At 37.4% G+C, this 25,417-nt stretch carries 18 protein-coding genes and 2 riboswitches; of the genes, 12 read left to right on the top strand and 6 right to left on the bottom strand.

Annotation, left to right across the window (positions count from 1 at the left end; translation table 11 throughout):
- Positions 1-1,827: a TonB-dependent receptor plug domain-containing protein gene (locus BM383_RS16015; RefSeq protein WP_093026159.1), complete on the bottom strand. Its 1,827-nt coding sequence runs from the start codon at positions 1,825-1,827 to the stop codon at positions 1-3.
- A gap of 31 nt (positions 1,828-1,858) precedes the next feature.
- Positions 1,859-2,068, bottom strand: a riboswitch (cobalamin riboswitch).
- A gap of 232 nt (positions 2,069-2,300) precedes the next feature.
- On the opposite strand from BM383_RS16015, the gene BM383_RS16010 reads away from it, so the two are divergent.
- The 3 genes from BM383_RS16010 to BM383_RS16000 are packed head-to-tail and all read left to right on the top strand — an operon-like array spanning position 2,301 to position 5,248.
- Positions 2,301-3,434 carry an ABC transporter substrate-binding protein gene (locus BM383_RS16010; RefSeq protein WP_093026158.1) on the top strand — a complete coding sequence of 378 codons (1,134 nt, stop codon included), beginning with the start codon at positions 2,301-2,303 and terminating at the stop codon, positions 3,432-3,434.
- A gap of 3 nt (positions 3,435-3,437) precedes the next feature.
- The gene (locus tag BM383_RS16005; RefSeq protein WP_245766607.1) at positions 3,438-4,460 is read left to right on the top strand and encodes an iron ABC transporter permease; all 1,023 of its coding nucleotides are present in this window, start codon (positions 3,438-3,440) and stop codon (positions 4,458-4,460) included.
- Positions 4,460-5,248 carry an ABC transporter ATP-binding protein gene (locus BM383_RS16000; protein WP_093026156.1) on the top strand — a complete coding sequence of 263 codons (789 nt, stop codon included), beginning with the start codon at positions 4,460-4,462 and terminating at the stop codon, positions 5,246-5,248. The genes BM383_RS16005 and BM383_RS16000 overlap by 1 nt, the downstream gene beginning before the upstream one ends.
- Here the strand turns inward: BM383_RS16000 and BM383_RS15995 are convergent.
- The 3 genes from BM383_RS15995 to BM383_RS15985 all read right to left on the bottom strand — a co-directional run bounded on the left by BM383_RS15995 (position 5,245) and on the right by BM383_RS15985 (position 9,074).
- A complete protein-coding gene (locus BM383_RS15995) occupies positions 5,245-5,778 on the bottom strand; it encodes a GNAT family N-acetyltransferase (RefSeq protein WP_093026155.1) in 534 nt (177 codons plus the stop codon). The genes BM383_RS16000 and BM383_RS15995 overlap by 4 nt on opposite strands.
- Before the next feature lie 80 nt (positions 5,779-5,858).
- Positions 5,859-6,899 (bottom strand): cysteate synthase, encoded by a 1,041-nt coding sequence (locus BM383_RS15990; RefSeq protein WP_093026154.1) that lies wholly within the window; start codon positions 6,897-6,899, stop codon positions 5,859-5,861.
- Positions 6,900-6,983: 84 nt separating this feature from the next.
- Entirely contained in the window at positions 6,984-9,074 is a 2,091-nt protein-coding gene (locus tag BM383_RS15985; RefSeq protein ID WP_245766606.1) for a S9 family peptidase, read from the bottom strand.
- A 750-nt stretch (positions 9,075-9,824) separates the two neighbouring features.
- On the opposite strand from BM383_RS15985, the gene BM383_RS15980 reads away from it, so the two are divergent.
- Positions 9,825-10,316 (top strand): hypothetical protein, encoded by a 492-nt coding sequence (locus BM383_RS15980; protein ID WP_093026152.1) that lies wholly within the window; start codon positions 9,825-9,827, stop codon positions 10,314-10,316.
- 30 nt (positions 10,317-10,346) lie between these two features.
- Here the strand turns inward: BM383_RS15980 and BM383_RS15975 are convergent, their stop codons facing one another.
- Positions 10,347-10,940 (bottom strand): hypothetical protein, encoded by a 594-nt coding sequence (locus BM383_RS15975; RefSeq protein WP_143106446.1) that lies wholly within the window; start codon positions 10,938-10,940, stop codon positions 10,347-10,349.
- 264 nt (positions 10,941-11,204) lie between these two features.
- Here BM383_RS15975 and BM383_RS15970 point away from each other — a divergent pair, with 264 nt between their 5' ends.
- The 8 genes from BM383_RS15970 (at position 11,205) to BM383_RS15935 (ending at position 20,306) form a co-directional block, all read left to right on the top strand.
- Positions 11,205-12,524 (top strand): T9SS type A sorting domain-containing protein, encoded by a 1,320-nt coding sequence (locus BM383_RS15970; RefSeq protein ID WP_093026150.1) that lies wholly within the window; start codon positions 11,205-11,207, stop codon positions 12,522-12,524.
- A 178-nt stretch (positions 12,525-12,702) separates the two neighbouring features.
- Positions 12,703-12,905, top strand: a riboswitch (cobalamin riboswitch).
- A gap of 61 nt (positions 12,906-12,966) precedes the next feature.
- On the top strand, positions 12,967-13,449 hold the full coding sequence (gene nrdG / locus BM383_RS15965) for an anaerobic ribonucleoside-triphosphate reductase activating protein (protein ID WP_093026185.1): 483 nt from the start codon (positions 12,967-12,969) through the stop codon (positions 13,447-13,449).
- Positions 13,418-15,193: an anaerobic ribonucleoside-triphosphate reductase gene (gene nrdD, locus BM383_RS15960; RefSeq protein WP_093026149.1), complete on the top strand. Its 1,776-nt coding sequence runs from the start codon at positions 13,418-13,420 to the stop codon at positions 15,191-15,193. Before nrdG ends, nrdD begins: the two co-directional genes overlap by 32 nt.
- A 537-nt stretch (positions 15,194-15,730) precedes the next feature.
- On the top strand, positions 15,731-16,348 hold the full coding sequence (locus tag BM383_RS15955) for a hypothetical protein (protein ID WP_093026148.1): 618 nt from the start codon (positions 15,731-15,733) through the stop codon (positions 16,346-16,348).
- A gap of 433 nt (positions 16,349-16,781) precedes the next feature.
- Positions 16,782-16,997 (top strand): hypothetical protein, encoded by a 216-nt coding sequence (locus BM383_RS15950; RefSeq protein ID WP_093026147.1) that lies wholly within the window; start codon positions 16,782-16,784, stop codon positions 16,995-16,997.
- A 168-nt stretch (positions 16,998-17,165) separates the two neighbouring features.
- Complete coding sequence (locus tag BM383_RS15945; protein WP_093026146.1) at positions 17,166-17,792, top strand: hypothetical protein; 627 nt, start codon at positions 17,166-17,168, stop codon at positions 17,790-17,792.
- Between the two features lie 424 nt (positions 17,793-18,216).
- The gene (locus tag BM383_RS15940; RefSeq protein WP_177229148.1) at positions 18,217-19,881 is read left to right on the top strand and encodes a hypothetical protein; all 1,665 of its coding nucleotides are present in this window, start codon (positions 18,217-18,219) and stop codon (positions 19,879-19,881) included.
- Positions 19,872-20,306 carry a hypothetical protein gene (locus BM383_RS15935; RefSeq protein WP_093026144.1) on the top strand — a complete coding sequence of 145 codons (435 nt, stop codon included), beginning with the start codon at positions 19,872-19,874 and terminating at the stop codon, positions 20,304-20,306. The genes BM383_RS15940 and BM383_RS15935 overlap by 10 nt, the downstream gene beginning before the upstream one ends.
- A gap of 206 nt (positions 20,307-20,512) precedes the next feature.
- Here BM383_RS15935 and BM383_RS15930 read toward each other — a convergent pair whose 3' ends face one another.
- A complete protein-coding gene (locus BM383_RS15930; protein ID WP_245766605.1) occupies positions 20,513-25,399 on the bottom strand; it encodes a DNA repair ATPase in 4,887 nt (1,628 codons plus the stop codon).
- Positions 25,400-25,417: the final 18 nt, after the last annotated feature.

Here is a 25,417-nt window from a genome sequence, read left to right as displayed (position 1 = left end):
TTAAAATTTAAGTTTCATATAAATTGCGTAGTTGATACCCGGCATAAATCTATTTCGAACGCTTTGATAATTTACATTCCAAAGATTATTTATTTCCGTTCCTATTTGGTAACCCTTTTGACGTCCAAAATGGTAACTAAGTCCGGTGTTACTTATACCGTAAGCATCTAAACTGTAAAGAGGATTGTTATCTGAGTCCGTATAAACATTCCCTACAAACATATATTGGTAGTATGCTTGCAACCTTTTATACTTATATTGTAACATTCCTGTTGCTTTATGATTGGGCACATAAATAAGTTCTTTTTCACTATCTAAATCTTTAGCTTTGGTATAAGTGTAAGTACCGTTGATAGTCATCGTATGTTTTCCAAATTTCTTTTGATATTTCAATTTTGACTCAATGCCATAGGTAGCTACGTGTTGGGTATTTACAGGTTTCCAAACAGAACCTTGCGGTACCCAGCGAATCATATCTGTAATATCATTATAATATCCTGTAATAGAAAGATCAACTTTATTAAGTTTGAAATGATTTCCAAACTCTAATTGATAAGAAGTTTCCGGGTTTAAATCTGGGTTTCCACTCCCAGCCCAAAACAAATCGTTGTAGGTAGGTATTCTAAAATTCTTAGAACCATTCAATGTGATTTCATAGTCATTTAGCAATTTGTATTTAGCTCCTAGACTAAATAAAAACGGACTTTCATAATTTTGTGTGAATTCTTTTCTAGATGTAACTTCGTATAGAAATTTATTGGACAATATATGTTTCCACATCACATTAAATGCAGTAATAGTACGTTTATTTTGAGCTATACTACTTCCTTCTCCATTAGTATGATTTATGTCTGAAACAAAATTCAATAGTATTCCATCGGATATATGGTATGCTAAATCATATTTACCAATCACAGAGTTTGCTTTCCCTTCAGTATAAGAATCATTATAAATATTTGCATAGTATTTATAATGTTCAGTAGTATAGGCTACTTTTAATTTGGAAATGAATTTACCATAGAAACCATCCCATTCTAGCATGTTTCTGGTGTTAAAATCCGAATAAGAAGTTCGCGTCTCAGTAGGTACTATTAACGAAAAATTTCGGTCTCCATCATAGATATAAGTAAAGAACTTTACTAAATTGTTTTCATTCAATTTATATCCCACATTTGCTGACACAGACTGATTATAAAACTGTCCGTTACTATTGTTCCTATCTTTACCTACATACTCATAATTATTATCTGAGTTCACTCTGCTCAATGCAATATTCAAACTCAATTTTTCTGAGCTGTATGAACTTTTATAACTTCCATCTATCGTATTAAAACTACCATATTTTACAAAGGCAGTATTTTTAAATCCTTCACTAAATTTTATATAATCATTTAAGTGAATAGAGCCACCAATAGCACCACTCCCAAACAGCACACTTCCTCCTCCACTGCGCACTTCTACCGCATCAAAATTTCTTATATTAATGGTATTAAAATCCGTTTGCCCATTGAATTGAGAATTGATGTTGATTCCGTTCCAAAGAACAGCAGTCTGTTGTGCCGTAGTTCCTCTAAAAGATGGAGAAGAAACCATTCCTAGCCCATTTTGCTTAAAATAGATAAATGAGTTGAAGTTTAATAAAGATGTAAGCGAAGCTTGATTTTTGATACTGATACTATCAGACAGTTCTATAGTTTGTTGCGTATCGGAAAACCGTTTTAATTGTGTGTCCGAAACTTCTACTTCAGCCAAAGGAATAGTATCCTGTGCTTGTAATTTACAAGCTAAGCACGAAATAAAACTAATGAAAAGATAAAATTGCTTCATAAACCTATAACCTTTATCCCGAAGGCTAATTACTATTTTCAGAATGCGGGCAGGTCTCCTGGCTTGCGTATGTTTGTTACCTTCCCGGAAAAACTCCAGTGGCAAAGTAGTTACAAACACCGTTTCAATCAATAAAACGTCGCTTACAGTTGCGGGAACAGCTTCGGTATTACACCGAATTCCCTTTTAATCTGTGAACCTGAATTGTGGTTTCTTCAGAACCCGAATTCTCGGCAAAGGTACACAATATATCTGTATTGTGTACCTATGAACACTTACTATTTAGTGCGCTTCTTTATCAGTAATTTTCATGATTAAGAAAATAAAAAAAAGCAGTATAATATAAAATAGCACGGTTACCATAATGTATTTTTCGTCGCTTAGCATAACCATTAAATTTTATTTAAAAGTAAACGAAAACGTTATAGTTAAAAATGACATTTGTTAGTTTTTGTTTTTTTTACCTTTACTGCATGAAAAAAAATCAATTCCTTTTTTTGGTGGTCATCGCACTTTTTATTAGCAGTTGTAACACCACACCGAAAGCTACTGAAACAGTAACCCAGCCCGATACTTCACTTTCATATGCGAAAGGTTTTCACATTGAAAAAAAAGAGAATATCACTTTAATTACTGTTACCAGTCCATGGCCAGAGGCACAACAACCGTATGTATATGCTTTAGTTCCAAAAGGTAGTAACATTCAAAAAGATACCTATAATGCGGTTATAGAAGTTCCTGTAACTACTACTATGGCTACTTCTACTACCCACATTCCTGCTTTGGAAGCACTGAACGCTACCGAAACACTTGTTGCTTTTCCTGATACTCAGTATATTTCTTCGGAACGCACTAGACAACGCATTGAATCTGGAAAGATTACAGATGTTGGGATGAATGAAAACATTAATACTGAATTACTTTTAGACATTGCTCCAGAGGTTATTTTCGGATTTAGTATCAATGGTCAGAACAAAGCATATCAAACTCTCGAAAGATCTGGAATACCTGTGGTTTATAATGGTGATTGGACAGAACAAACACCCTTAGGGAAGGCAGAATGGATCAAATTTTTTGCTCCATTTTTTGGAAAAGAAAAAGAAGCTGATAGTATTTTTAAAACCATAGAGAAAAGCTACAACTCAGCCAAAGATTTAGCTACCCAAACTGCAGAGCAACCTACTGTTTTGAGTGGTGCAATGTTTAAAGATGTTTGGTATTTACCAGGCGGACAAAGTTGGATGGCACAATTTATTACCGATGCTAATGGTGCTTATCTTTGGGCGACTAATGAAGATACCGGAAGTTTAGCACTTAGTTTTGAAAACGTATACGACAAAGCGCAGCAAGCCGATATTTGGTTGGGACCTGGACAATTTACTTCGTACGAGCAAATGAGTAGCACGAACAGTGCTTATACTGATTTTGAAGCCTATCAAAAACACAAAGTCTACACTTACAGCAATACCAAAGGTAGCACAGGCGGTTTGTTATATTATGAATTAGCTCCTAACCGTCCGGATATCGTTTTAAAAGATATTATTCATATTTTGCACCCTGAAATAACACCAGAATATGAACCTTTCTTTTTTAAACCATTAGAATAACCATTGCATCCAAAAACATCATACAAAATCATCTTCATTTTACTAGTTACGGGACTCATGGCTGCTTTGTTAGTTAATATTAGTCTTGGCTCTGTAAAGATTCCGTTGAGTGATATAGGTCATATTCTCTTAGGACAAGATGCTTCCAAAAAAACGTGGGAACATATTATTATTCATTATCGTTTACCCAAAGCCATCACGGCTATTTTGGTTGGCTTTGGTTTGTCTATTTCAGGACTACTAATGCAAACACTTTTTAGAAATCCACTAGCCGGACCTTTTGTACTTGGTATTAGTTCTGGAGCTAGTTTAGGAGTAGCACTTTTAGTGATGGGCAGTTCTTTGATTGGTTTTTCTTTTTTAAATGCTACGGTTTCTTTGGCTATTGCAGCTAGTTTAGGGAGTTTTCTTGTTTTAGTTGCTATTTTAATAGCAGCCAGAAACATTAGAGATACCATGGCTATTTTGATCATAGGATTGATGTTTGGCAGTATCACCGCTGCGGTAGTGAACATTCTATCCTTTTTTGCAAGTATGGAGAAACTTCAGCAATATGTCTTTTGGAGTTTAGGAAGTCTTGGCGATCTTAGCTGGACACAAGTTAGTCTTTTTGCTTTGATCATTTTGATGGGGCTGTTAATGGCTGTATTTTGTATCAAAGGTCTTAATGCTTTGCTATTGGGTGAGCAATACGCTAAAAGTATGGGAGTTGCTATCAAAAATATTCGACTGTTAGTGATGCTTGCAACTAGTTTATTAGCTGGTAGCATTACTGCTTTTGCCGGGCCTATTGCCTTCATTGGATTGGCCGTTCCGCATATTACCCGGCTCATTTTTAAATCGGCAGATCATCGCATACTTATTCCTGCTACAGCATTGGTGGGAGCTATTATTGTATTGTGTTGTGATAGCATTGCGCAATTGCCGGGTAGTGAACTTACTTTACCTATCAACGCCATCACTTCTATTGTAGGGGCTCCCGTTGTTATTTGGCTATTAATGCGTAAACGTAAAATTGTTTTGTAATGGAGGCGAATGAAATCACCATGAAAGCTACCAATCTTTCCATTGGTTACCTGCATAAAAAGGAAAAGACTACGCTTGCGAAAAACATCAATTTTCAACTGGCAAAAGGAAATCTCATAGCCTTAGTAGGACCTAATGGGATTGGAAAATCTACCTTATTGAAAACCATTTGTGGCACGCTTAAACCCCTACAAGGAACCATCAATATTCAGCAAAAATCTATTCATACCTACGATGCTACAGCGCTTTCTAAAGTATTGAGCATTGTTTTTACCGAGAGTATTCCGCCCAGTAACCTTACCGTTGCAGAGATTATTGCTTTAGGAAGACAACCTTATACCAATTGGATAGGAACACTTAGCACTGCGGACAAAGCAAAAGTAAAAGAAGTATTGCAATTACTCCGACTAGAGTCTTTAGCAACACGAAAATGTACTGAACTAAGTGATGGTCAATTACAGAAAGTGCTGTTAGGAAGAGCTTTAGCACAAGATACTGACATAATTGTGCTAGACGAGCCTACCACCCATCTAGACGTTTACCACAAAGCCTATATTATGAAATTGCTTAAAGAAGTAGCTCATACGACTCAAAAAACTATTTTGTTCTCTACACACGAGGTTACATTGGCTATTCAACTATGTGATCAAATGATGGTGCTCACAGCAGATGATTTTGTGATAGATCAACCTTGTAACTTGATCACGGAGGGTAGTTTTGCAAAACTATTCCCTGAAGACCTCATCGTTTTTGATGCTGCTACAGGTAGTTTTAAAGTCAATACTTAACGGTAATCTGCGGCTGTAAACTCATAATACAACAAGTCTTCCGGATCATTTGGGATACGAACAATCTTCTGAAATGTTAATCCTAATCGTTCTATGAGTTTTTGGGAGCTCTTGTTTTCTCTTGTCGTTATTGCACAGATAGCTCGTTGATGAAAGGTTTCAAAAGCAGCTTTTTTTACGGCATTAGCCGCCTCATACGCATAGCCTTTTCCTTCATACTCCGGTAGAAATGCAAATCCTATATCGCGAATCTCCAAACCTTCGCGCTCATATAAGCCACAACTGCCTATTTTGGTTCCATCTTCTTTAAGACTTACCGTGAAGTTTGAAAACCCTAATTTCTCTAGTTGTGGAAGCATTCTGTTTCTTACATATGCTGCTGCATCGTCTAAGGTACGTACATTTCTGTCTGCAATAAACTGAATATATTTAGGCGTGTTTAACAACGTAAGCATAAATGCTGCATCGTCTAGAGAAGAAGGCGTTAACAACAATCTTTCAGTTTCTAAAGAAATATAGGTCTGGCTCATACGCTAAAGATACATTTTTTCACTAAAAAGAAAAGCAACCTATATAGGTTGCTTTTTCATATCTTTTCGTAATCGGTTGATTACTTAATGTATTCTATTTTTTGTTCTTCTTCGATGTTTTTGCTATCAAAGAAACCTTGATCTGCCATCCACTTATCACTGTACACTTTACTCATGTAACGAGAACCATGATCTGGAAAAATAGCTACTACTACACTATTTTCATCAAACTCTCCTTCTTCTGCTAATTGTTTAATAGCTTGGAAAGCAGCTCCTGAAGTATATCCTACAAAAAGTCCTTCTGTTTTCGAAATTTCTCTTGCAGTATGTGCACTTTCTTCATCAGTAACTTTGATAAATTTATCTATTACATCAAAATCAGTTGCTGTAGGAATTAAGTTTTTACCTAAACCTTCAATACGGTATGGGTAAATTTCGCCTCTGTCAAACTCGCGTGTTTCGTGGTACTTTTTCAATACAGAACCATACGCATCTACTCCAATCACTTTTACATCTTTGTTTTGCTCTTTCAAATATTTAGCAGTACCAGAGATAGTTCCTCCTGTTCCACTACAAGCAATTAAGTGCGTGATTTGCCCTTTAGTTTGATTCCAAATCTCAGGACCTGTAGATTGGTAATGTGCATCTAAGTTCAAATCATTAAAATATTGATTGATGTACACAGAACCTTTCAATTCTTCATGCATTCTTTTCGCTACCTGGTAGTACGATCTTGGATCGTCTGCGCTTACGTTTGCAGGACAAACATATACTTTAGCGCCCATAGCTCTTAGCATGTCTATTTTATCAGGAGAAGATTTAGAGCTTACTGCTAAAATACAGTCGTACCCTTTAATGATACTTACCATGGCTACACTAAAACCTGTGTTTCCTGAAGTAGTTTCTATAATAGTATCTCCCGGTTTAAGAATTCCTTTTCTTTCAGCATCTTCAATAATATGAAGTGCTATTCTGTCTTTTGAAGAGTGCCCCGGATTAAAAGCCTCAACCTTAGCATAGAAGTTACCTGGAATTTCTGAAGCGAGTTTGCTAAGTTTGATTAAAGGAGTGTTTCCTACCAGCTCTAATACGTTGTTATAAGCATCTATCTTATGTTCCATATTGTATTTGTTAGGGATGTTGTTTTAAATTTTCATCATTTTTTAAAACCACACAACAGGCAAATGTAATTAATATTTTTTAAATTATTCTGATATTCCTTCCAAATCTAATAAGAAGGCATATTCTTCGGCTACTTCTTTGAGTGCTTCAAAACGTCCGGAAGCCCCGCCATGACCGACTTCCATGTTAGTTCTTAACAACAAAATATGGTCGTCTGTTTTTAACTCTCTTAACTTAGCAACCCACTTAGCCGGTTCCCAGTATTGCACCTGTGAATCATGATACCCAGTAGTCACTAATAAATTAGGATAGGCTTTTGCCTCTACATTATCATACGGAGAATACGATTTGATGTAGTGATAATATTCCTCATCTTTTGGATTTCCCCATTCGTCAAATTCTCCGGTAGTTAATGGAATCGATTCATCCAACATAGTTGAAACTACATCTACAAACGGCACGGCTGCGATAACTCCATTGAACAAATCGGGAGCCATATTGATCACTGCTCCTACCAACAATCCACCGGCTGAACCTCCCATGGCGTACATATGTGCTGGAGACGAATAGTGTTGTTCGGCTAAATATTTTCCGCAGTCTATAAAGTCGGTAAACGTATTTTTCTTGGTTAACAATTTTCCGTTTTCGTACCATTGACGTCCTAAGTATTCTCCTCCTCTAATGTGTGCAATGGCGTAGATAAATCCACGGTCTAACAAGCTCAAACGCACGGTAGAAAAATAAGGGTCAATCGTAGAACCATACGAACCATATCCGTATAGTAGTAACGGTGTGCTACCATCTTTTTTGATTCCCTTTTTGTAGACTAACGAAATAGGGATTTGCGTACCATCTTCGGCTGTAGCCCATACTCTTTCCGAAGCATAATTTTCTTTATCAAACTTCCCTCCTAGTACTTCCTGTTCTTTTTTAACCGTCTTTTCTTTGGTCACCATATCAAAGTCGATTACCGAACTTGGAGTGGTCAATGAGTTGTAGGCATAGCGTAATGTTTGCGTATCAAACTCAATATTGGTGGTCGTATATGCGGTATACGTTTCGTTATCAAACGGTAAATAATACGCTGCAGTTTCATCCCAACGTTGAATGTGAATACGGTTCAAGCCATTGGTGCGCTCGCTTACCACAAGAAAGTCTTTGAAAATATCAATATCTTCCAACATGGTATCTTCGCGATGCGGAATTACCTCTACCCAGTTATCCTTTTCGGTAGCGGTATCCGGAGTTTTCATCAGTTTGAAGTTGGTTGCGCCATCTGCATTGGTCACTACATAGAAGGTATCATCATAGTGCGAAATGCTATATTCCATACCTCGGGTTCTCGGTTGGAAAATCTTAAACTCGCCATCTGGATTATTCGCGTCTAAAATTTGATATTCTGAAGTCATGGTACTTGTAGAACCAATCACTAAAAACTTCTTCGATTTGGTCTTGTACACAAAAGCGTAATAAGTTTCATCAGTCTCTTCAAAAATCAATTCCGCCTTTGTTGGGTCTTCCCCTAATTTGTATTTAAAGATCTGATTAGAGCGTAAAGTTTGTGCGTCTTTACGAGTAAAGAATAAGGTTTTATTATCATTGGCCCAAGTGCTTCCACCTGTGGTATTTTCAATCTTATATGGCAATACTTCGCCTGTTTCTAAATTCTTAATTTGAATAGTATAAATACGTCTACTCACCGTATCAATTCCAAACGCTGCATATTTGTTATCCGGACTGATATTGATACCACTCAAACGGAAATACGCATGCCCTTCGGCCATTTCGTTACAATCAAACAAAATTTCTTCTTCAGCATCCATGCTTTCCTTTCTACGGGTGTAAATAGGATAATCTTTGCCTTCCTCGTATTTGGTCACATACCAATAGCCGTTGAACTTATAAGGAACCGATTCGTCTGCTTCTTTGATACGCCCTTTCATTTCCTCGAACAAGTCTTTCTGAAAATCCTTGGTATGCGCAGTAATGCTATCTGTATAATCATTTTCAGCATTCAGATAATCTAACACATCTTGTGTTTGTGCATCGGGTGTTTCAGCTGCTTTTTGCTCGTCTGAAAGACGCATCCAGAAATAATTATCTATACGTTGATCGTTGTGAATTTCTAAAGTTTCAGGAATCTTTTTTGCTACAGGAGCTTGTATATCCTTCATAGGTGTTGTAGAATTTTTTGTTGTACACGAAGCCGCAAATGTAAGGCTTAGGACGGATAAAATGATTCCTTTTTGCATAGAATTAGGTTTAGTAGTCTTCTAAAATACAAAAAAACATATGAACATTGGCGAATTTATTTACATAACACCATTCCTATTATGCACTGTGATTTTTACATTCCCAACAGTTATTAATTCTCTGCTTCGTCTTCATGCTGATTGGGATTCTTTCCGAAGGTTTGTTCTTTCACTTCTTGATACTCTCTTTAGCTTTATTTGGCTACCAAAACAATTTGTAATGCTCCCACCACTTGCTATCATTGGGCTTAGCTACTTTTGGCCATGGCGTCCCATGTATTGCGGTTCGGTAGCGGATGGGTTGCCCATTATTTAAAACACGGGACATATACGGGAGATACACGGGGTATCTACGGGACATCTCAAGTAGAAAAGTTAAAAATTAAAGACTATGCGTGACCTAAAACCACACCTGGAAAGTTTGAATTCAAGGTAAGAAAAAAATGAGTGTGGACAACCTTAACTGTATAAAGAAATATACATATTTTCATTACTTTTAATGCATGAACGTGATCAAACAATCAATCTCAGTAATTCAATACATAGCTATTGACAAATACTTCAATCACCTAACAAATAGTGTAGATAAGGTTGTGAACCGTTTGACTGACTATTTTACTCGATAATATAGGTATGTATCGCTTCTCCATATTAAATTATCTAATTATTTGTTTGGTATTAATCAGCTGTTCTACAAATTCTTCTTGTAATCATTACAATACTACTTATGCTACTACAACACTAAATCTCAAAACCAAAACACTTCTGGATATATATCTTAATGAGCATAACGAACTTCTACAGCAAAAAGAAGCTATAGAAATTGCGGTTCATCATTACAATATGGATCATTACGTGCTTCTTCTTGACCATTCTCCACTTGAACAAATAGGCTACCATCCAAATGCCAACAAACATTGGAAAGTAACATATTTCCATAGTTTCAAGGTCTATATAAATGATTCTTTACAAACCATAAGCACTGCACAAAAAGACAGCGTAACAATCTGCTATCAAAAACATAGAGACAGTATCCTTCCTTATGGAGAATTTTATCCGTGGGAGCTTCATTTTAGAAACAAAGATTTAGATACCATTCGTTTTATTGAAGACCATACTGTTCAAAAAGTAAGAACTCTATTTCTAAAGCATCCTTCAAAATAAAAATGGCTGCGGTGAATTTCATATCAATTTCTAATTGTATAATGGAACGTGCGCTTCTTTCTTTAAAAAATAGGATTCTTTGATCTTCTTGGGAAATGTAATGCCGTTACCGCCTTGTAATTGAAAGTCCACAAAAACCTCTTCATCGCCATGAATCTTCTTCCCAAATTTAACGGTGTAATCATAGGTAATCCGATATTCTTTTAAAACCTCGTCTACCAACTGTTTCTTTCTTTTGTTAATCTTCATACGGGTTCTGTGGCCATTGTACACCGCAAATGCCATACCTAAAGGAATGGCGCCAATTACCATCACAGAAATAGGTCCTGTTGAGATAATGGCATGATCCCATAAATAGACCATCATATATACTCCACCAAGAATTATCGCTAAACCTACGGCTACAAAGATGAAAAAATAGGTATACGCATAGGGCGCAAAGTTTGATTCTTTGGTATACTGAACATTTACTTCCTTTAATTTATTCTGAAATTTATCTTGCAAAACAATTTTAGGACAGTTGCCTGTAAAAGTAGGTAATGCATCGGTGACTCCGCATCGTGAGCCTTTGTGGAAATCCATTTTTTGAAGTTCGCAAAGTTCACAGAATTTCGTTCGGTTCATGGCTGTTTTGTAGGTTAGTTTAAAAAACTGAAAGTACTGTTTTTTATACTCAATTGAAAAAAAATAACCTTATAAAATTTGCCGAATCCTTATTTTCCTATTTATGCTTCAATACAAAACAACTTTTCAATTTAGGTCAAACCATCTACCATTTGTGTCAAAATTAACTCGTATAAAATTTTTCTAACGTTTACCACTATTAAATTCGTAAGAAATCTATTATTTTTATCCTATAAATCAATCATCCAAACGTTATATATCATCATGAAAAAAATTCTACCCCTATTCCTTTTTGGCTTTCTTTGCCAAGGCTACGCACAATTCAGCGCACCTGTAACTGTTGAAGAAGATAGTCACTTAGTTACCCACATTAAACCAGCAGATCTCAACAATGATTCCTTTATGGATCTTTTGGTAGTAAAGAAAATAAGTAGTGATGTTATCACCTATTACCTTAATGATGGCGAAGGGAATTTTGGCCCTGAAACCTCTTTAGATGCAGGTTTTACCATTTATACACAAATAGCCGTAGGAGATTTTAACAACGATGGCTGGGAAGATGTAGTGTCTATAGGCGATGCTAATAACGAACTAAAAATATTCATCAATAACAATCTTAGTTTTACCGAAACCGTCTTGGATACCTGGTTCTTTTTTGATAGTGATATTACTACGGCAGATATAGATAATGATAATGACCTAGATATTATTGCTGTGGCAGGAGATACTATCAAAGTACTTTACAATGATGGCAATGCTAATTTTACTATGGAAGCAATTTCACATCCAATGATAGAAGATTTTATAGAAGTAACCACTACCGATATTGATGCTGATGGTTACCTGGATATTATAACCGGCGGAAGCAACACTTCTGTCTACAAAAATAATGAAGGCACCATTACTTACAACCCTACCCTTTCTAACAGCAGTATCAACCAGTCCGATTCTTTTTTGATTCGTGGCGCCGATGTTGATGGCGATGGTGATACCGATCTTATTATTGCAGATCATATCAACGATGGTGTAAAATGGTATGCCAATGATGGCAACAATAACTTTACTACTTCTCAAATTGTTAGTGATAGTGGTGTTCAAATCTACAATGGAGAAATTGCAGATTTTAACAATGATGGCGCTATAGACATCATCATTTCTGAAGAATTTGATGTGGTTTTGTTTACAAACGACGGCGATGGTAATTTTACAACCACCACTGTACAAGATACCGAAGATCTTATTTCGGAAGTAACTACAGCAGATCTTAATAATGACACGTTACCAGATATTATTTGGTCTTACGATCTCTCGTATCAACTGAACAATACTGTGTTGGCCTTGGATTCTTTTGCAGAAAGCACTTCCATTCAACTATATCCAAACCCTTCTAACGGGCATTTTTTTGTCAAATCTCCCACTCCGGCAACGATACAGGTGTACAACCTGCAAGGACAATTTGTTTATAAGGATATCAGGATTCCAGAAGGCATTCAACCTTTTGATCTACCATTGGCACCACAAACTTATATAGTGCAGATCACTACTGCTACCACCACTAAGACTTTTAAAGTGCTGATTGAATAGCAAGCTTAACCCATACTTTTATAAAAAACACCTCACTACTCCTGAAATCTAACAAAAATCATTGACTCGTTTTCTGGAAAAGGGATAACTCTTTGTGGCCAAAGAAATTGACGCTACTGTTTACAACTCGGTTTATAACTCCATCCCTATTAGAAACGCCCCGGCTTTTTTAGTTTGTATCTTTAAGCTGTAGTAAGGTTTTAACAGCTCTTTTCGGGGGTGTTAAATGAAAAGGGAATTGGGTGTAACTCCCAAACTGTTCCCGCAGCTGTAAGCTATCACAAAGCTTGGCCTCTACTGTTGTCACTATCCTTTTAATAAGGGTGGGAAGACGCCAAAGCTTATGCAAGTCAGAAGACCTGCCTTATTACAGTAGCAATTCATGTTTCGGGATAATGCATGGCTTGCGGTCAATAAGGTTTCAAAAAGCAAAAGTAGCGTTATGCCAATGCGGTATGCACATATAGATGTTGTTCATCAAGAAGTTCCGGGCGAAATCAGTCTGTGTTTCAGTATTACGGGCTGTCCGTTACGCTGTATGGGCTGCCATTCGCCACATACCTGGAAAGCAGGATCCGGAAAACTATTAACTGCGCCCCACTATCAAAAACTTTTACAACAATACCAGGGTTTTGCCAGTTGTATACTCTTTATGGGAGGCGAATGGCACCCCGAAACGCTTATCAATTATTTAAAAGAAGCACGCCAACTAGGCTATGCTACCTGTTTATATACCGGAGAAAACTCCGTAGCCCCAATGATATTACAACAACTTACCTACGTAAAGCTTGGTCCATGGATACCAAACCTGGGCGGACTTAACAATACCAAAACCAATCAACAATTTATTGAAGTTTCCACAGGAAAAAAGTTAAATCATTTATTCATTGCTCATGATAAGATTAAGCACCGAACAAGTCAATAAAAAGATTGCGTTTATTGAACAGTATTTACAAGCCAACAACGCTGCCGATGGCTCTAGCGTAGACGCCAACGCCAATGTTACCTCGAAGAACATTGCCACGATGGAGGCCGAGTTGAACAAAGACATTAACATACAAGTAAACCGACAATTGGTACACAACAAAATTGCCGAATTGTTTGGCAGTGAACTGGCTCAGGAATACTTGCGACAAATAGAAAACCACGAAATCTACATACATGACGAAACCTCTTTAAAACCCTACTGCGTTTCTATTAGCATGTATCCGTTTTTGTTAGACGGACTCACCAAAATTGGAGGCGAAAGCAAAGCACCGCAACATTTGGAAAGCTTTTGCGGAGAGTTTGTCAATTTGGTGTTTGCTGTAAGCTCACAATTTGCCGGAGCCTTAGCAACGGTTGAGTTTTTATTATATTTTGACTTTTTTGCCCGAAAAGACTATGGTGATGCCTACTTAACCACCAATACTACCACCATAGCAAACCATTTGCAACACGTAGTGTATGCCATTAACCAACCAGCAGCGGCCCGTGGCTACCAATCGGTTTTTTGGAACATCTCTATTTATGATAGTTTCTATTTTGAAAGCATGTTTCAAGATTTTGTGTTCCCGAACGGAACCCGACCTAACTGGGAAAGTCTGGCTGCTTTGCAACGCTTCTTTATGGAGTGGTTCAATGCCGAACGAAACAAAGCACTCCTCACCTTTCCGGTAGTCACAGCGGCCATGCTGATTAAAGAGGGACAACCTGCCGACACCCATTTTGCGCAGTTTTGTGCCAAAGAACTTAGCGAAGGTAATTCGTTCTTCATTTATCAATCAGAAAGTGCCGATAGTTTGGCGTCTTGCTGTAGATTGCGTAATGAAATTGCCGACAACACCTTTAGTTATTCCTTAGGAGCTGGTGGCGTGGCTACAGGTTCTATCAACGTGATTACCATGAATGTAAACCGAATGCTACAACAAGGAAAAGACTTGGGCGTAGAGGTTAAAAAGATTCATAAATACCAAGTAGCGTATAGAAAACTAATAGAATCTTACAAAAATGCTGGAATGCTCCCTGTCTACGATGCCGGATTTATTCATTTAGACAAACAGTTTCTAACCATTGGTGTTAACGGAATGGTAGAAGCTGCCGAAAGCCTAGGCATTGCCGCTACTAATAATCCGGATTATAAAGATTTTGTGCGCCATCAGTTACAGAAAATCTACAACGCCAATAAAGAAGCCAAAGCTACTTATGGATATTTATTCAATACTGAATTTGTTCCGGCGGAAAACCTAGGCGTTAAAAATGCCCGTTGGGATAAAGAAGACGGTTACCAAGTGCAACGAGACTGTTACAATTCGTACTTCTATCCAGTAGAAAATGAAGAACTAAACATCCTCGACAAAATGTTTTTGCACGGCAAAGACATGATTGCCTATTTAGATGGCGGATCGGCCTTGCATTTAAACCTCGAAGCCTACCCCAATGCCCACGGATTTTTAAAACTCATCACCGCTGCTGCCAAAGCCGGATGCAACTATTTTTGTTTCAACGTAAAAATCACCATTTGCAACACCTGTGGCACCATAGACAAACGTACCTTGCACCGCTGCCCTAGTTGCGAATCTAAAGACATAGACCATGCTACTCGCATTATTGGCTACCTAAAAAGAGTCTCTAGCTTTAGCAGTCACAGGCAACAAGAACATGCCCTAAGACATTACCACGTGGAGTGAGTAATTTGTTTTTAAAGCGGCGCTATACCTACTTTGTAGCGCTGCTTTCTCTTTTTATAAAAATAAAGCTTTTCTTTTCAAGAACATCCACCAACTAGTACCACGCTTATAGGAAACCAACCCTACAACATCTAACAATAGTCCCCAGCATAGGTAGCAGCCATTCATAAGAAACAACAAGAACTTCAAAAAACAGCAGCCATCCAATAGCTGTTATGTGCTTGCAAAAAATACGCATCAAAAATGCTTGGCTAGCGTTTTTTGTTATGTAACGTTTTATTTACACTAGGTTTTTTACAGGCTTTCGGGCATTCCTTTAGCAATAAAATACCTTTTTAACAATTTGATTCACATAACACTACCACTTTATACAGCAAATTTTTGGCTATAACAAATAGTTAACTTCAAACTAAAGGGATCTTTTTATATTTTTGCGCCCGCAAAACTTTAAACAATATAACGTTTTCTAAAACGTTCACTATTCACAAAACCAATCCAACAACTCATATAACCATTTAAAAAGTTTAAATTATTTTAATGACAACAGTAATTCCCCCTGCTACCGCTTATCAACAAATTACCTGGGCAGCCTTGCAGGAACAATTAGAAACGGCGATTGCCTTAGCACCTAAAGAACGCGTGCTACAACCTTATTTTGCCAAATACCCTGCCGTAAACATGGTTTTGGAACATCCTTCATCAGGATATTTTGGATTGGAAAATGATGCTATTGACCTTACCGACATAGAAGCTACTTATACACAACCTTCACAAAAGAAAAGAATTTGTTTTGATCATTTTGATGGAATAGAAATTCCGTACGTCAACAATTTTTTTCACCGTGTAATCAGTTTTGATCCGGATTTATCATATCCTAATTCATTATCGGTTTATTTAAACGAGCTACACCGCGTACTAAGACCATTAGGCCAGGTATCGCTTTGGTTACCATTACCGTCTGATACCGACGTTACGCAAGCCATTGCCATTGCAGAAAGTTCGTTGTATGACACTATCAACATTGAAAAATTGTGTGTAATAACCCCTAACGAAGTACACGAACATAGCGTATTGATAGAACTACGCAAACCAGCCAAAAAAGCGGCTGCTCATCAAGGACCTAGCGTTATGATCATGTCTAAAAGAATATCGTAATCCTAACAAGGATACCCTATACCAACCCCTCATGTAAGTAATATATGAGGGGTTTTTGTTAGTAGCTATGTCTACAGATGGTTCCACTAAAAGCCACACGAGCTACCCTAGCCCTACCCTTAGCACCCTACGTATTTTTTTACTTTTTTTTAAATGCCATGTAAATCGTATAAAAAAAAGTTATATATTGAGAAAATAATACATTAACTGTCAAACACTTACTGACAGGTTAACATTACGAACCTTACATAGCCCACTCCCCAACGCTATGCAGATGGATGCAAAAACGATTGTATAGCAGCATCCACTTTGTATTTTCATCACAATTTCTTCACGGGGAAATTGGTCTATATATATAAGAATACTACGTAGTAACAACACACTGCTAGCATAGGTAGTAGTACAGTAAAAAAGAAGTGCTTTAGGCTTAAAAGTGATTGCTGTAGCCAAAAAAGTGATTGCTGTAGCCGAAAAAGTGATCGCTTTAGTCAAAAAAGTGATTGCTGTAGCCAAAAAAGTGATCGCTTTAGTCAAAAAAGTGATCGCTTTAGCCGAAAAAGTGATCGCTTTAGCCAAAAAAGTGATCGCTTTAGCCAAAAAAGTGATCGCTTTAGCCAAAAAAGTGATCGCTTATAACAGACAATTATAAGCTAAAAGCACTACTGCTGATTCTATATGTACTAGCCTATGTGTAGCAAACGCATGGACCTCTCAACCAAAACCATTTGGCTTGGGCTAAGCTGTATTTGCCTGTTGGCAACTACACTATACTCTTTATCAAAACAACATATAATATCAATTTTACAACTTAAAAATGATGAAAAACTATAAAGTATTAATAAGTTATTTTTATTTAAAAGATGCCGAAGTAAGTCCGTTTGCGAATCATATTCTTAGCAACCTTACCGGTAATACCAATTTTACTTTGGCGGAAGGTATGCTTACAAATTTAGCTACGGCCGATGCCACCTATTTAGATTTGTACAATACACTAAGTCCTAATGGTACGCGCACCAATACTACTGCTAAAAACAATGCCCGTGCTGAAGTTTTAGACCTTTTGCGCCAACTAGCCAGTATGGTAAATCTGCAAGCTTATGGCGATAAAGACAAACTACAAAGCAGCGGGTTTCCGTTAGCCAAGACTCCCGAACCTAGCAAGCCATTAAACGCCCCGGAATTTGTATCGGTGCAAGTGGGCAAAGCCAAAGGCAGCATTTTAGTGCAGGTAACTAATTTAAAACAAGCCGACTTTTATGTGTTTGCCTATACCGATGATTCTACGATTACCGATCCGGCTAAGATGCAACAAGTCTCTAGCAAGCAAACCAGTGTAGAAATCACCGGACTCACCAGTGGGGTTACCTATTATGTTTCGGCAGCCTACCGCAACGCGAGTGATAAAGTATACTATGCACCCATTACCAGCATAGTAGCGCCTTAATCCCTACCCAACCCAACCGCTGTATGCCTTGTGTATGCAGCGGTTTTTTATTGGTACGTTTTAGGGTAAAAATTGTATAATTATATATAGGATTTAACTCACTCACCTCACCTCAATAGACTACGTTGTAAAATAAGTTTTTACGTATAATAATATTAAAGAAACGTTAATTTAACACATTTATACTTACATTTGTAAAACTTATTATTAACTAATAAATAAAACAATAAAAAAACTTAAATTTATTTTTATTTTACTCCTATTACAATTAGGTTTAATAATATCTTGTAATCAAGATGATATCTATGAAGATACAACCACTTACACATCACAATATAATAGTGAGTTTGCTCGAGGGACAAGTGGGGATGGCAAATTTACTGTGCTAGGTAATAAAAAAGAAATACCTTGTTCTACTGAAAATATGTCTAATGCTTATAAAAACCTTTTAAAAAACCCTACTGCTATAAAACACCCAAATGGATATTACAATATAAATAGAACACATTTATATGTAAAATTTCAACCTCAAGATAGTATTCAATATAATAAAATCATTAATGATACTATATTAGCCGTATCTGATGAACCTTTTGAATATGAAGTAATAAGTGAAGGTTCTGTTTATTTAGATCCTAGAACTATTGATAGTACATTTACAGCTTACTATTCTGTTGTACCTATAAATTATACAATACCTACAAATGTTCCATATACAATAATTGATAATCTCCATTTTACTAAGGAAGATGAAATTAGAGATTCACCATCTACTACAGAAGAACAAATTCTTGATTTTTATGAAGATCTTAATACAGAAGCATTAAAAATATCTGATAATCTAGAAGAAGATGAAAAATTTGAACATACATATTTTTTAAATGATCCTAGTGAAAAATTAACATATGATGATTTAAAAAGATTAGGATTAAAAGTTAAAGATGTACAAATAAACTATGAACTAGAACCAAATGAGCTAGATAATATACAAGAATCTAGACTATTTGGAAGAAGAAGAAAATGGAATCCTTGTGGTAGAATTACAGTTAGAGAAGATGTTCTAAACCAAAACATAGGTGTAGCAGGAGCAAGAGTTAAAGTACGTAAATGGGGTTGGTTGGTGATACGTAAAGCATACACCAATAATAATGGAGATTTTCAAACATCAAGCACAAGAACAAAAAGAGTGAAATACGCTGTTTACTTTAGAAATTCAGATAAACGTTTTAAAGTGAAAGCAGGTACAATATTTTGGGATGCAAGACATAGAGGTCATCGTAAGTATAAAAGAAAATGTTGGTATCAGGATTTTAATAATACAGGGGTTAGAAGTCATTTTTATGCATTAGTTCATAATGCAGCATATGATTATTATTCTAGAGCAGTCAATACATTTGGGTTAAAAAAACCAAATCAAAGTTGGTTACGAATAAGTGCTAAATTCAATAATACAATAGGGCAATCCAATCATTTAGATATAAACCCTAATGGACAAATACCATTTATTCCTCTTTTATCATTTTATTCAGAAATACGAGTTGGAAGAAAAAGTCAAGGCACATATGCTGGTAGTGATAGAATATATGGAACTGTAGTTCATGAAATGACACATGCTAGTCATTATAGACTAGATCGAAATTTCTTTGCTAATTGGCCATCATGTGAACGAATAGGACCTATGGCAGAAAGCTGGGCAGAAGGCGCAGAAACTATTTTAACAAATGACAGATACAATCAACTTTCTAATAATTATGTTTCTACTCAAGCTCAAAATAACGCTAATTTATTCAATGCTGGGTTAACAAACCATAATGACCGTTTACAAACTCTAACTATTGCTGATATTGACGAGTATACTCCAATTGTAGTAGATTTAATAGATAACCTTAACCAAAATACACCAGGATTTTGGAGTGGAGTACAACCTATTGATAATGTTTCTGGTTATACTCTATCTCAAATTCAATCAGCACTCAATATCTCAAGAGGTATTGACGGATGGAAAAAACGTATAATGAATATTAATGGAAATGATGATGCTGCCATAAATGAATTATTTAACCAATACATGTATAACATATGCGATTAAAAAGTATACTACCAATCTTTTATTTACTTCTTTTAGGAGTACTTTCTTCTTGTTCTCAAAAAGGTAAATATGAATATTATAGATTATTTATTAAAAATAATAGTTCCGAAGTTTTAGAAGTTATTACCTATGAAAATAGTACAGATATAAATACTACTTCTTTACAAGCCGGAGAAAAAGGTCAGGAATGTTTATATGAAGATATTGGTTTTGCTGGTTATGGTATATGCGGTATAGATTCTATACAATTTGTATTTCCTAATGGAAAAGGATACATCACTAGCATTGGCGGAGATGAATCCTTAGGTTTTGGAAATGAAAATTGGCCCTGGACTACTTCAGAAAAATTCATCAATACAGAAGGGCATACCTATGAATTTACCATTACACAAGAAGATTATGAAAATGCACATGAGTTACCATAATGTATTTTTAATCAAGAATCCATTTACAAAACTTCTACACATTCTTTTATCTAGCCTAGCGTTAGTAAGTGTTAGTTATGAAATAGTATTCCTAAAAAATGCTGTGAAAAGATAGCAAATACTTCATAACCGTAGAAATATAAGTAATAACAAACCATAAAAAACCCCTTTACTAGTTATAGCAAAGGGGTTTTGTGTATAGTAGGTTACTCGTTTTTGAGTCCTTGTTCTAATACTTTTTTAATGCCTTCCAGATTATCGGTAAAAGCCATCATTTGGGTAAGTACTTGTGCCATTTCGTTTTGGTTTCCAAAGCCTTTGAGCTTGTTGTTTTTCTGAAACGTTACTTTAATACTGTCCCAACGGTCTTGCTCGGTGGTATTGAGCTCACCTATGAGTTCTTTGTACTTTAACAGGTTGGCTTCGGCAGCCGAGGTTAAGGTTTGCGACTCACTCTCGTAATGCGATAGCAACAGGCGCTGCAATTCGGCCTCATTCATAATAGGTACTACCTTGCTTACCAGTTTGTTCATATCTCTATACGAGCCTTGCAGTTTAAACGAAGGTTCGGTACGGTATTCGTCTTCCATCGCAGCCGATTTTATATAGGTTTCGTTCACCTTTAACACCGTATTGCGTATGGTAACCACCTTTTCTATCACCGCTACGTACTCTTCTATCTCTTGCGTGGTGTGGTTGCCCTCTAGTTGCACCTCCAGATTTTTGTTTTCTACCTTATCTAGCAATTTGTACACATCGTCAAAATACTTACTGCTCAATTGCTGCAACACCGGGTTCGATGTCAACGCATTCTCTATCAAACTAAGTTTAAACAAATGTGCGGTATCGCCAATAATGTCACCCAGATTGTAAATATCGGCACGGTTGGCCAACATATCGGGTATACGGAACTTTTCACCGCTTTCGGTATACGGGTTTCCGGCCATAATTACACAAAACTTCTTCCCACGCAGGTCGTAGGTTTTGGGTTTCTCTTTGTACACCCCTTCTATACGACGGGTACCATCGGAAAGCGAAATAAACTTCTGTAAAAACTCCGGATTGCAATGCTGAATATCATCTAAATACAGCATTACATTGTTGCCCATCTCTAAAGCAAGGTTGAGTTTCTTTAACTCTTCGCGTGCCGCAGAATTAGTAGCCGATGCCGGGTCTACCGAGGTTACTTCATGACCAATAGCGGGTCCGTTAATCTTCATAAACACCAAGCCCAAACGGTTGGCCATGTATTCCATCAAGGTTGTTTTTCCGTATCCGGGTGGCGACAGTAATAAGAGCATTCCCATACGGTCGGTACGTTTGTTATCGCCCACCGTACCCAATTGTTTGGCCAAATTATCGCCAAACAACGGCAAGTATACCTGGTCTATGAGCTTGTTACGCACAAAAGACGTCAATACTCTAGGTTTTAACTCTTGTAATTTCAGTTCGGCTTTCAAAGTTTCGGTGACTTCGTGTTTTGCCTTTTTAAATTCCTGAAATGCCGGCACTGTTTCGGCCACATACGTAGCCAACAAACGCGTGAACGCATGGTAATTGAACGCATACACACCATCGTTAATGCTGGCATGGTCTCCCTTCAGTCCTTCTATCACCGTAGTGGCTGGCGCATAGGTGTTTTTCTGTACCGCTTTGGTATCAAACAACAAAGTACACACCACCTCATCAGCATACGCCACATCATATTCATTTTGATGCGATTTGATGAAGGAAGTTACCCATTGGCGCACCAAACGTACCTGCGCTTCAAAGTTGCTGAGCTTCTCATAACTGTTTCTAAACTGAAGGTCGGCCTGTTTGCTTTGTAAAGCTTTTAGAAAATCTTCTTTTAGCTTCAAAGCATCGCCACTGACCATAAACGTAGCATCAGTTTTGAGTTCGTCAAACAAATACGTAGCCACCTCAGCGCTGAGTTCTTCAGCAAACAAACCAGATTCCACCGAAAAATCAGCTATATAATCTGTAAGCTCTAACAATAAGAACTCATACTCTCTAGACTCCGGAAAAATGCTGAGTACAGCGCCCGAAGCTTTGAGTAATTCGTCATAATTCTGTTGTACTTCGGTATCTAAACTATGCCAAAAGAATTGTGCAGCGGCTCTCACCTGCGGATCAAAGCTTAACAAGCCCAATTTGGCATGCTTTTTCACCAAGGTTTCCAAAATAGCGGCTGCATCAACATCGTGCACGCCTTTGATATACCCTTCGGAATAATTACTGCTGCTCTCTTCCTGCACTATCTTTAACAATTCTTCGGAAGTAGCGTTTTCCAAGACTTCGGAAGGAATGCTGGTAAACAATTTATACGCCAAATAGGCACTACGATACACGGCATTGTTCTCCGAAATATATTCCTGTTCCCATAACTGGCGGGAATTCAACAAGGTTTTGTCGGTTACCGTTTCGTAAAAGTCGGTTCCGGTTAAATGGTACTGCAAACTATTATTTTTGTACACAATGGTAAGGTCTAACACCTGCTTGTTAACCCCAAACTTATGTTTCCCAAACTTGATCACCTTATCACCGTCTTCGTACAACTCAAGTTTGTCTTTTAACTTGCGTAAGGCATCCTCGCGGGCCACTTTTAGCTTGGTTTCTATTTCTTCGGCCCTTCCGGTATCGTCTAATTCTTTTAACTGCTGCACAATATCGCGCAACTTGTTCACCATTAAATCCGAAGCAAAATACCCATTGATCTCGGTGTTGCTGCCCAAGCTTTGCGCTCGTTTGTCAACTCCTTTTAAAATACGATCGGCGGCATTCTCCAGCGCTAAACTCTTTTTGTTACGCTTTTCTGCAATGGCGGTTTTTCTGCCTTCAAAGGCATTGTACACCTCTTCGCGCTTTTCAATGATCTGTGCAATGAATTCTTCGTAATCGGCAAACTTCCCTTCCAGCTCTTCTAACTGAATGGTGATCTTCGTTTGAAATTCATCACACTTCTCCACCGTATCAGCAATATCTAAGTAATTGATGATACTTTGATCGGCCAGTTTTAACTGTGCTACAAAATCGGCTTTGGCTTCTTTGCTACCCAGTGACTTGCGTTTGTTTTTAATGCCCGCCTTTAACTGATTTAAAGTGGCGAAAATCAACGAAATATTGTCAATAATCTTGGTAGAGTGCGAAGTATCTTCAATAGAAAGATTGGAAACAATATCGATTAACATCTCCAGATCGTTCGCAATCTGATTTACCTCTTCTTCCAGCTTTTTAGCATCGATTACTTTGTGAATTTCGGCTAAGTGCTGCTCTTTTTCGGCTACTCTTTCATGATATGGAGCCAAAGCTTTGTCGTCTAGCAAAAACTGCACACAACGCTCTGATATTTTTTGGGTATGTGCGGCGATTTCTTCCTCTATCCCTTTGATAAATTGCGTATCTACATACCTGATCTCGTACAAACCAATGGCTTCGCCACGCAATGTTCGCAATTGGTTGAGCAACAACACAAAATCGTCAATCGATTTAAAGGAAGTGCTTTTCACCTTGCCAAAAACAGCATCGGCTTTGCCTTGTAATACTTCGGTTTCTTTTCCGGCAGTCTTCTTTAATTGTACCACTTTGGCAAACTCATCAATAGCGGCATTCGCAGCTTTGTTGATCTCTGCTAAGGGCAGTTTTAATTGCTGGGTTTCTTCCTCCGTTAACCAATAATAGGCATCTAAAATGTCTTTGGAAAGCTTGGCAATGTCTGCATACAATCCGCTATAGGAATCTTCTTTGCTTAACAAGTTGATCAACTCCTGAGACTCGGCCATAGCACGCACAATATCCTTATTCCCTATCTTGTACAACAAGGTATCTTGATGCTGAGACGGCATAATATCTCCTTTTAAGAAAGGTGTTTGCCAAATCTGCATCATGTGGTGTTTGGTTTGCTCTTCTTCCTGTTTAAAGTAGCACAATTCACCATTCCCATGAATGGTAAAACCATTACAAATGATAGGTGTTTGCACGGTTTGCTCAATAACGTTGTATTGCATGAGGACATAAGTGCCCAAAGCAGCTCCGTAGAACACAAACAGGTAATCTTCCCCATTTGGCGAAGCAATGCGTTTTAAAAACTTCAGGTTATCGGTATCGCTATCAAAAACCTGATACTCTCCGGTTTGTAAATAATAGCCATTCGGGAAAATAATCCCCTGTTCGTCCGGTAATAAGATGGCGGCTTCCTTGATGCTCTCAATCTTTTGCACCTCTTTGATCTTGTGATTGTAGACAAAATAGCGGGGTGCCTCCTGAAAGGGTTTGATCTCTAATGCAATCAAGTTACCCAAGTCTGCATAACGGAATTGTCCGTCATCCAGGGTTTGATCTACCATTTCAACAGGTTCGGAATAAATCCCTTGTCCGTCGTTGGTATTGTCTTCCACCTTAATGGTAAGATCGCCACCAATGGTTTCTACAAAAACCTTATCTAAAATGGAAACATGGGCATGTTCGCCGTAACGCTGATTATCGCGGCCTGCTTCCAACCATTTAAATTCGTGCTGCGCAGGATATTTTACCTCATGGTCGCTTCGGTTGTCAATGTAGTGCAATTGCCCATCTTTGATCAACCATTTAAACGCTTTGATATCGGTTACACTATCGCTTAATTGAAACACCATATAGAGGTAATTCCCAATAACAGAGAACTTAGCAAATATGGTATTGCGATAGTATTTATAAAGATTCGTAAAATCGGTGATAAAGGTTTCGTCTTGTAACAACGATAAATCCACCGTTTTAAATTGCTGCTCCTGGTACTGATAAATACTGAACACATCGGACAGTGTAATCTCTGTTCGCAGTCCGAAATGCACATTATAGCCAAAAATGCAATAGGATTCTATGGTAACAATGTCGCGGGTAATACAATTGTTTTCTGTACTGACGCGATTGTTGGCCAACAGTTTGGTTTCTAACGAACCAAATACCTTTTTACGATCTTCATTTAACCGTTGTAAGCGTTGCTGAAGATCCTGCTTTTGCTTTTGCAAACGGCCCTGAATAATCTCATAGGTTCCGCCTTCGAGCACTTGCGCATCAGGTTGTTTTTTATCTTCTTCTTGCATACGTAAATTCATAACGGTAAACGGAAACTT

The sequence above is a fragment of the Pustulibacterium marinum genome, from assembly GCF_900116665.1.
In the GTDB taxonomy this organism is placed as follows: domain Bacteria; phylum Bacteroidota; class Bacteroidia; order Flavobacteriales; family Flavobacteriaceae; genus Pustulibacterium; species Pustulibacterium marinum.
This window is presented reverse-complemented; position numbering and strand designations above follow the sequence as displayed.

Coding starts and splice junctions, on each gene's coding strand:
- BM383_RS16015 (WP_093026159.1), bottom strand. CDS start 1,827: ATGAAGCAATTTTATCTTTTCATTAGTTTTATTTCGTGCTTAGCTTGT.
- BM383_RS16010 (WP_093026158.1), top strand. CDS start 2,301: ATGAAAAAAAATCAATTCCTTTTTTTGGTGGTCATCGCACTTTTTATT.
- BM383_RS16000 (WP_093026156.1), top strand. CDS start 4,460: ATGGAGGCGAATGAAATCACCATGAAAGCTACCAATCTTTCCATTGGT.
- BM383_RS15995 (WP_093026155.1), bottom strand. CDS start 5,778: ATGAGCCAGACCTATATTTCTTTAGAAACTGAAAGATTGTTGTTAACG.
- BM383_RS15990 (WP_093026154.1), bottom strand. CDS start 6,899: ATGGAACATAAGATAGATGCTTATAACAACGTATTAGAGCTGGTAGGA.
- BM383_RS15985 (WP_245766606.1), bottom strand. CDS start 9,074: ATGAAGGATATACAAGCTCCTGTAGCAAAAAAGATTCCTGAAACTTTA.
- BM383_RS15975 (WP_143106446.1), bottom strand. CDS start 10,940: ATGAACCGAACGAAATTCTGTGAACTTTGCGAACTTCAAAAAATGGAT.
- BM383_RS15970 (WP_093026150.1), top strand. CDS start 11,205: ATGAAAAAAATTCTACCCCTATTCCTTTTTGGCTTTCTTTGCCAAGGC.
- nrdG (WP_093026185.1), top strand. CDS start 12,967: ATGCCAATGCGGTATGCACATATAGATGTTGTTCATCAAGAAGTTCCG.
- nrdD (WP_093026149.1), top strand. CDS start 13,418: ATGATAAGATTAAGCACCGAACAAGTCAATAAAAAGATTGCGTTTATT.
- BM383_RS15955 (WP_093026148.1), top strand. CDS start 15,731: ATGACAACAGTAATTCCCCCTGCTACCGCTTATCAACAAATTACCTGG.
- BM383_RS15945 (WP_093026146.1), top strand. CDS start 17,166: ATGAAAAACTATAAAGTATTAATAAGTTATTTTTATTTAAAAGATGCC.
- BM383_RS15940 (WP_177229148.1), top strand. CDS start 18,217: ATGTCTAATGCTTATAAAAACCTTTTAAAAAACCCTACTGCTATAAAA.
- BM383_RS15935 (WP_093026144.1), top strand. CDS start 19,872: ATGCGATTAAAAAGTATACTACCAATCTTTTATTTACTTCTTTTAGGA.
- BM383_RS15930 (WP_245766605.1), bottom strand. CDS start 25,399: ATGAATTTACGTATGCAAGAAGAAGATAAAAAACAACCTGATGCGCAA.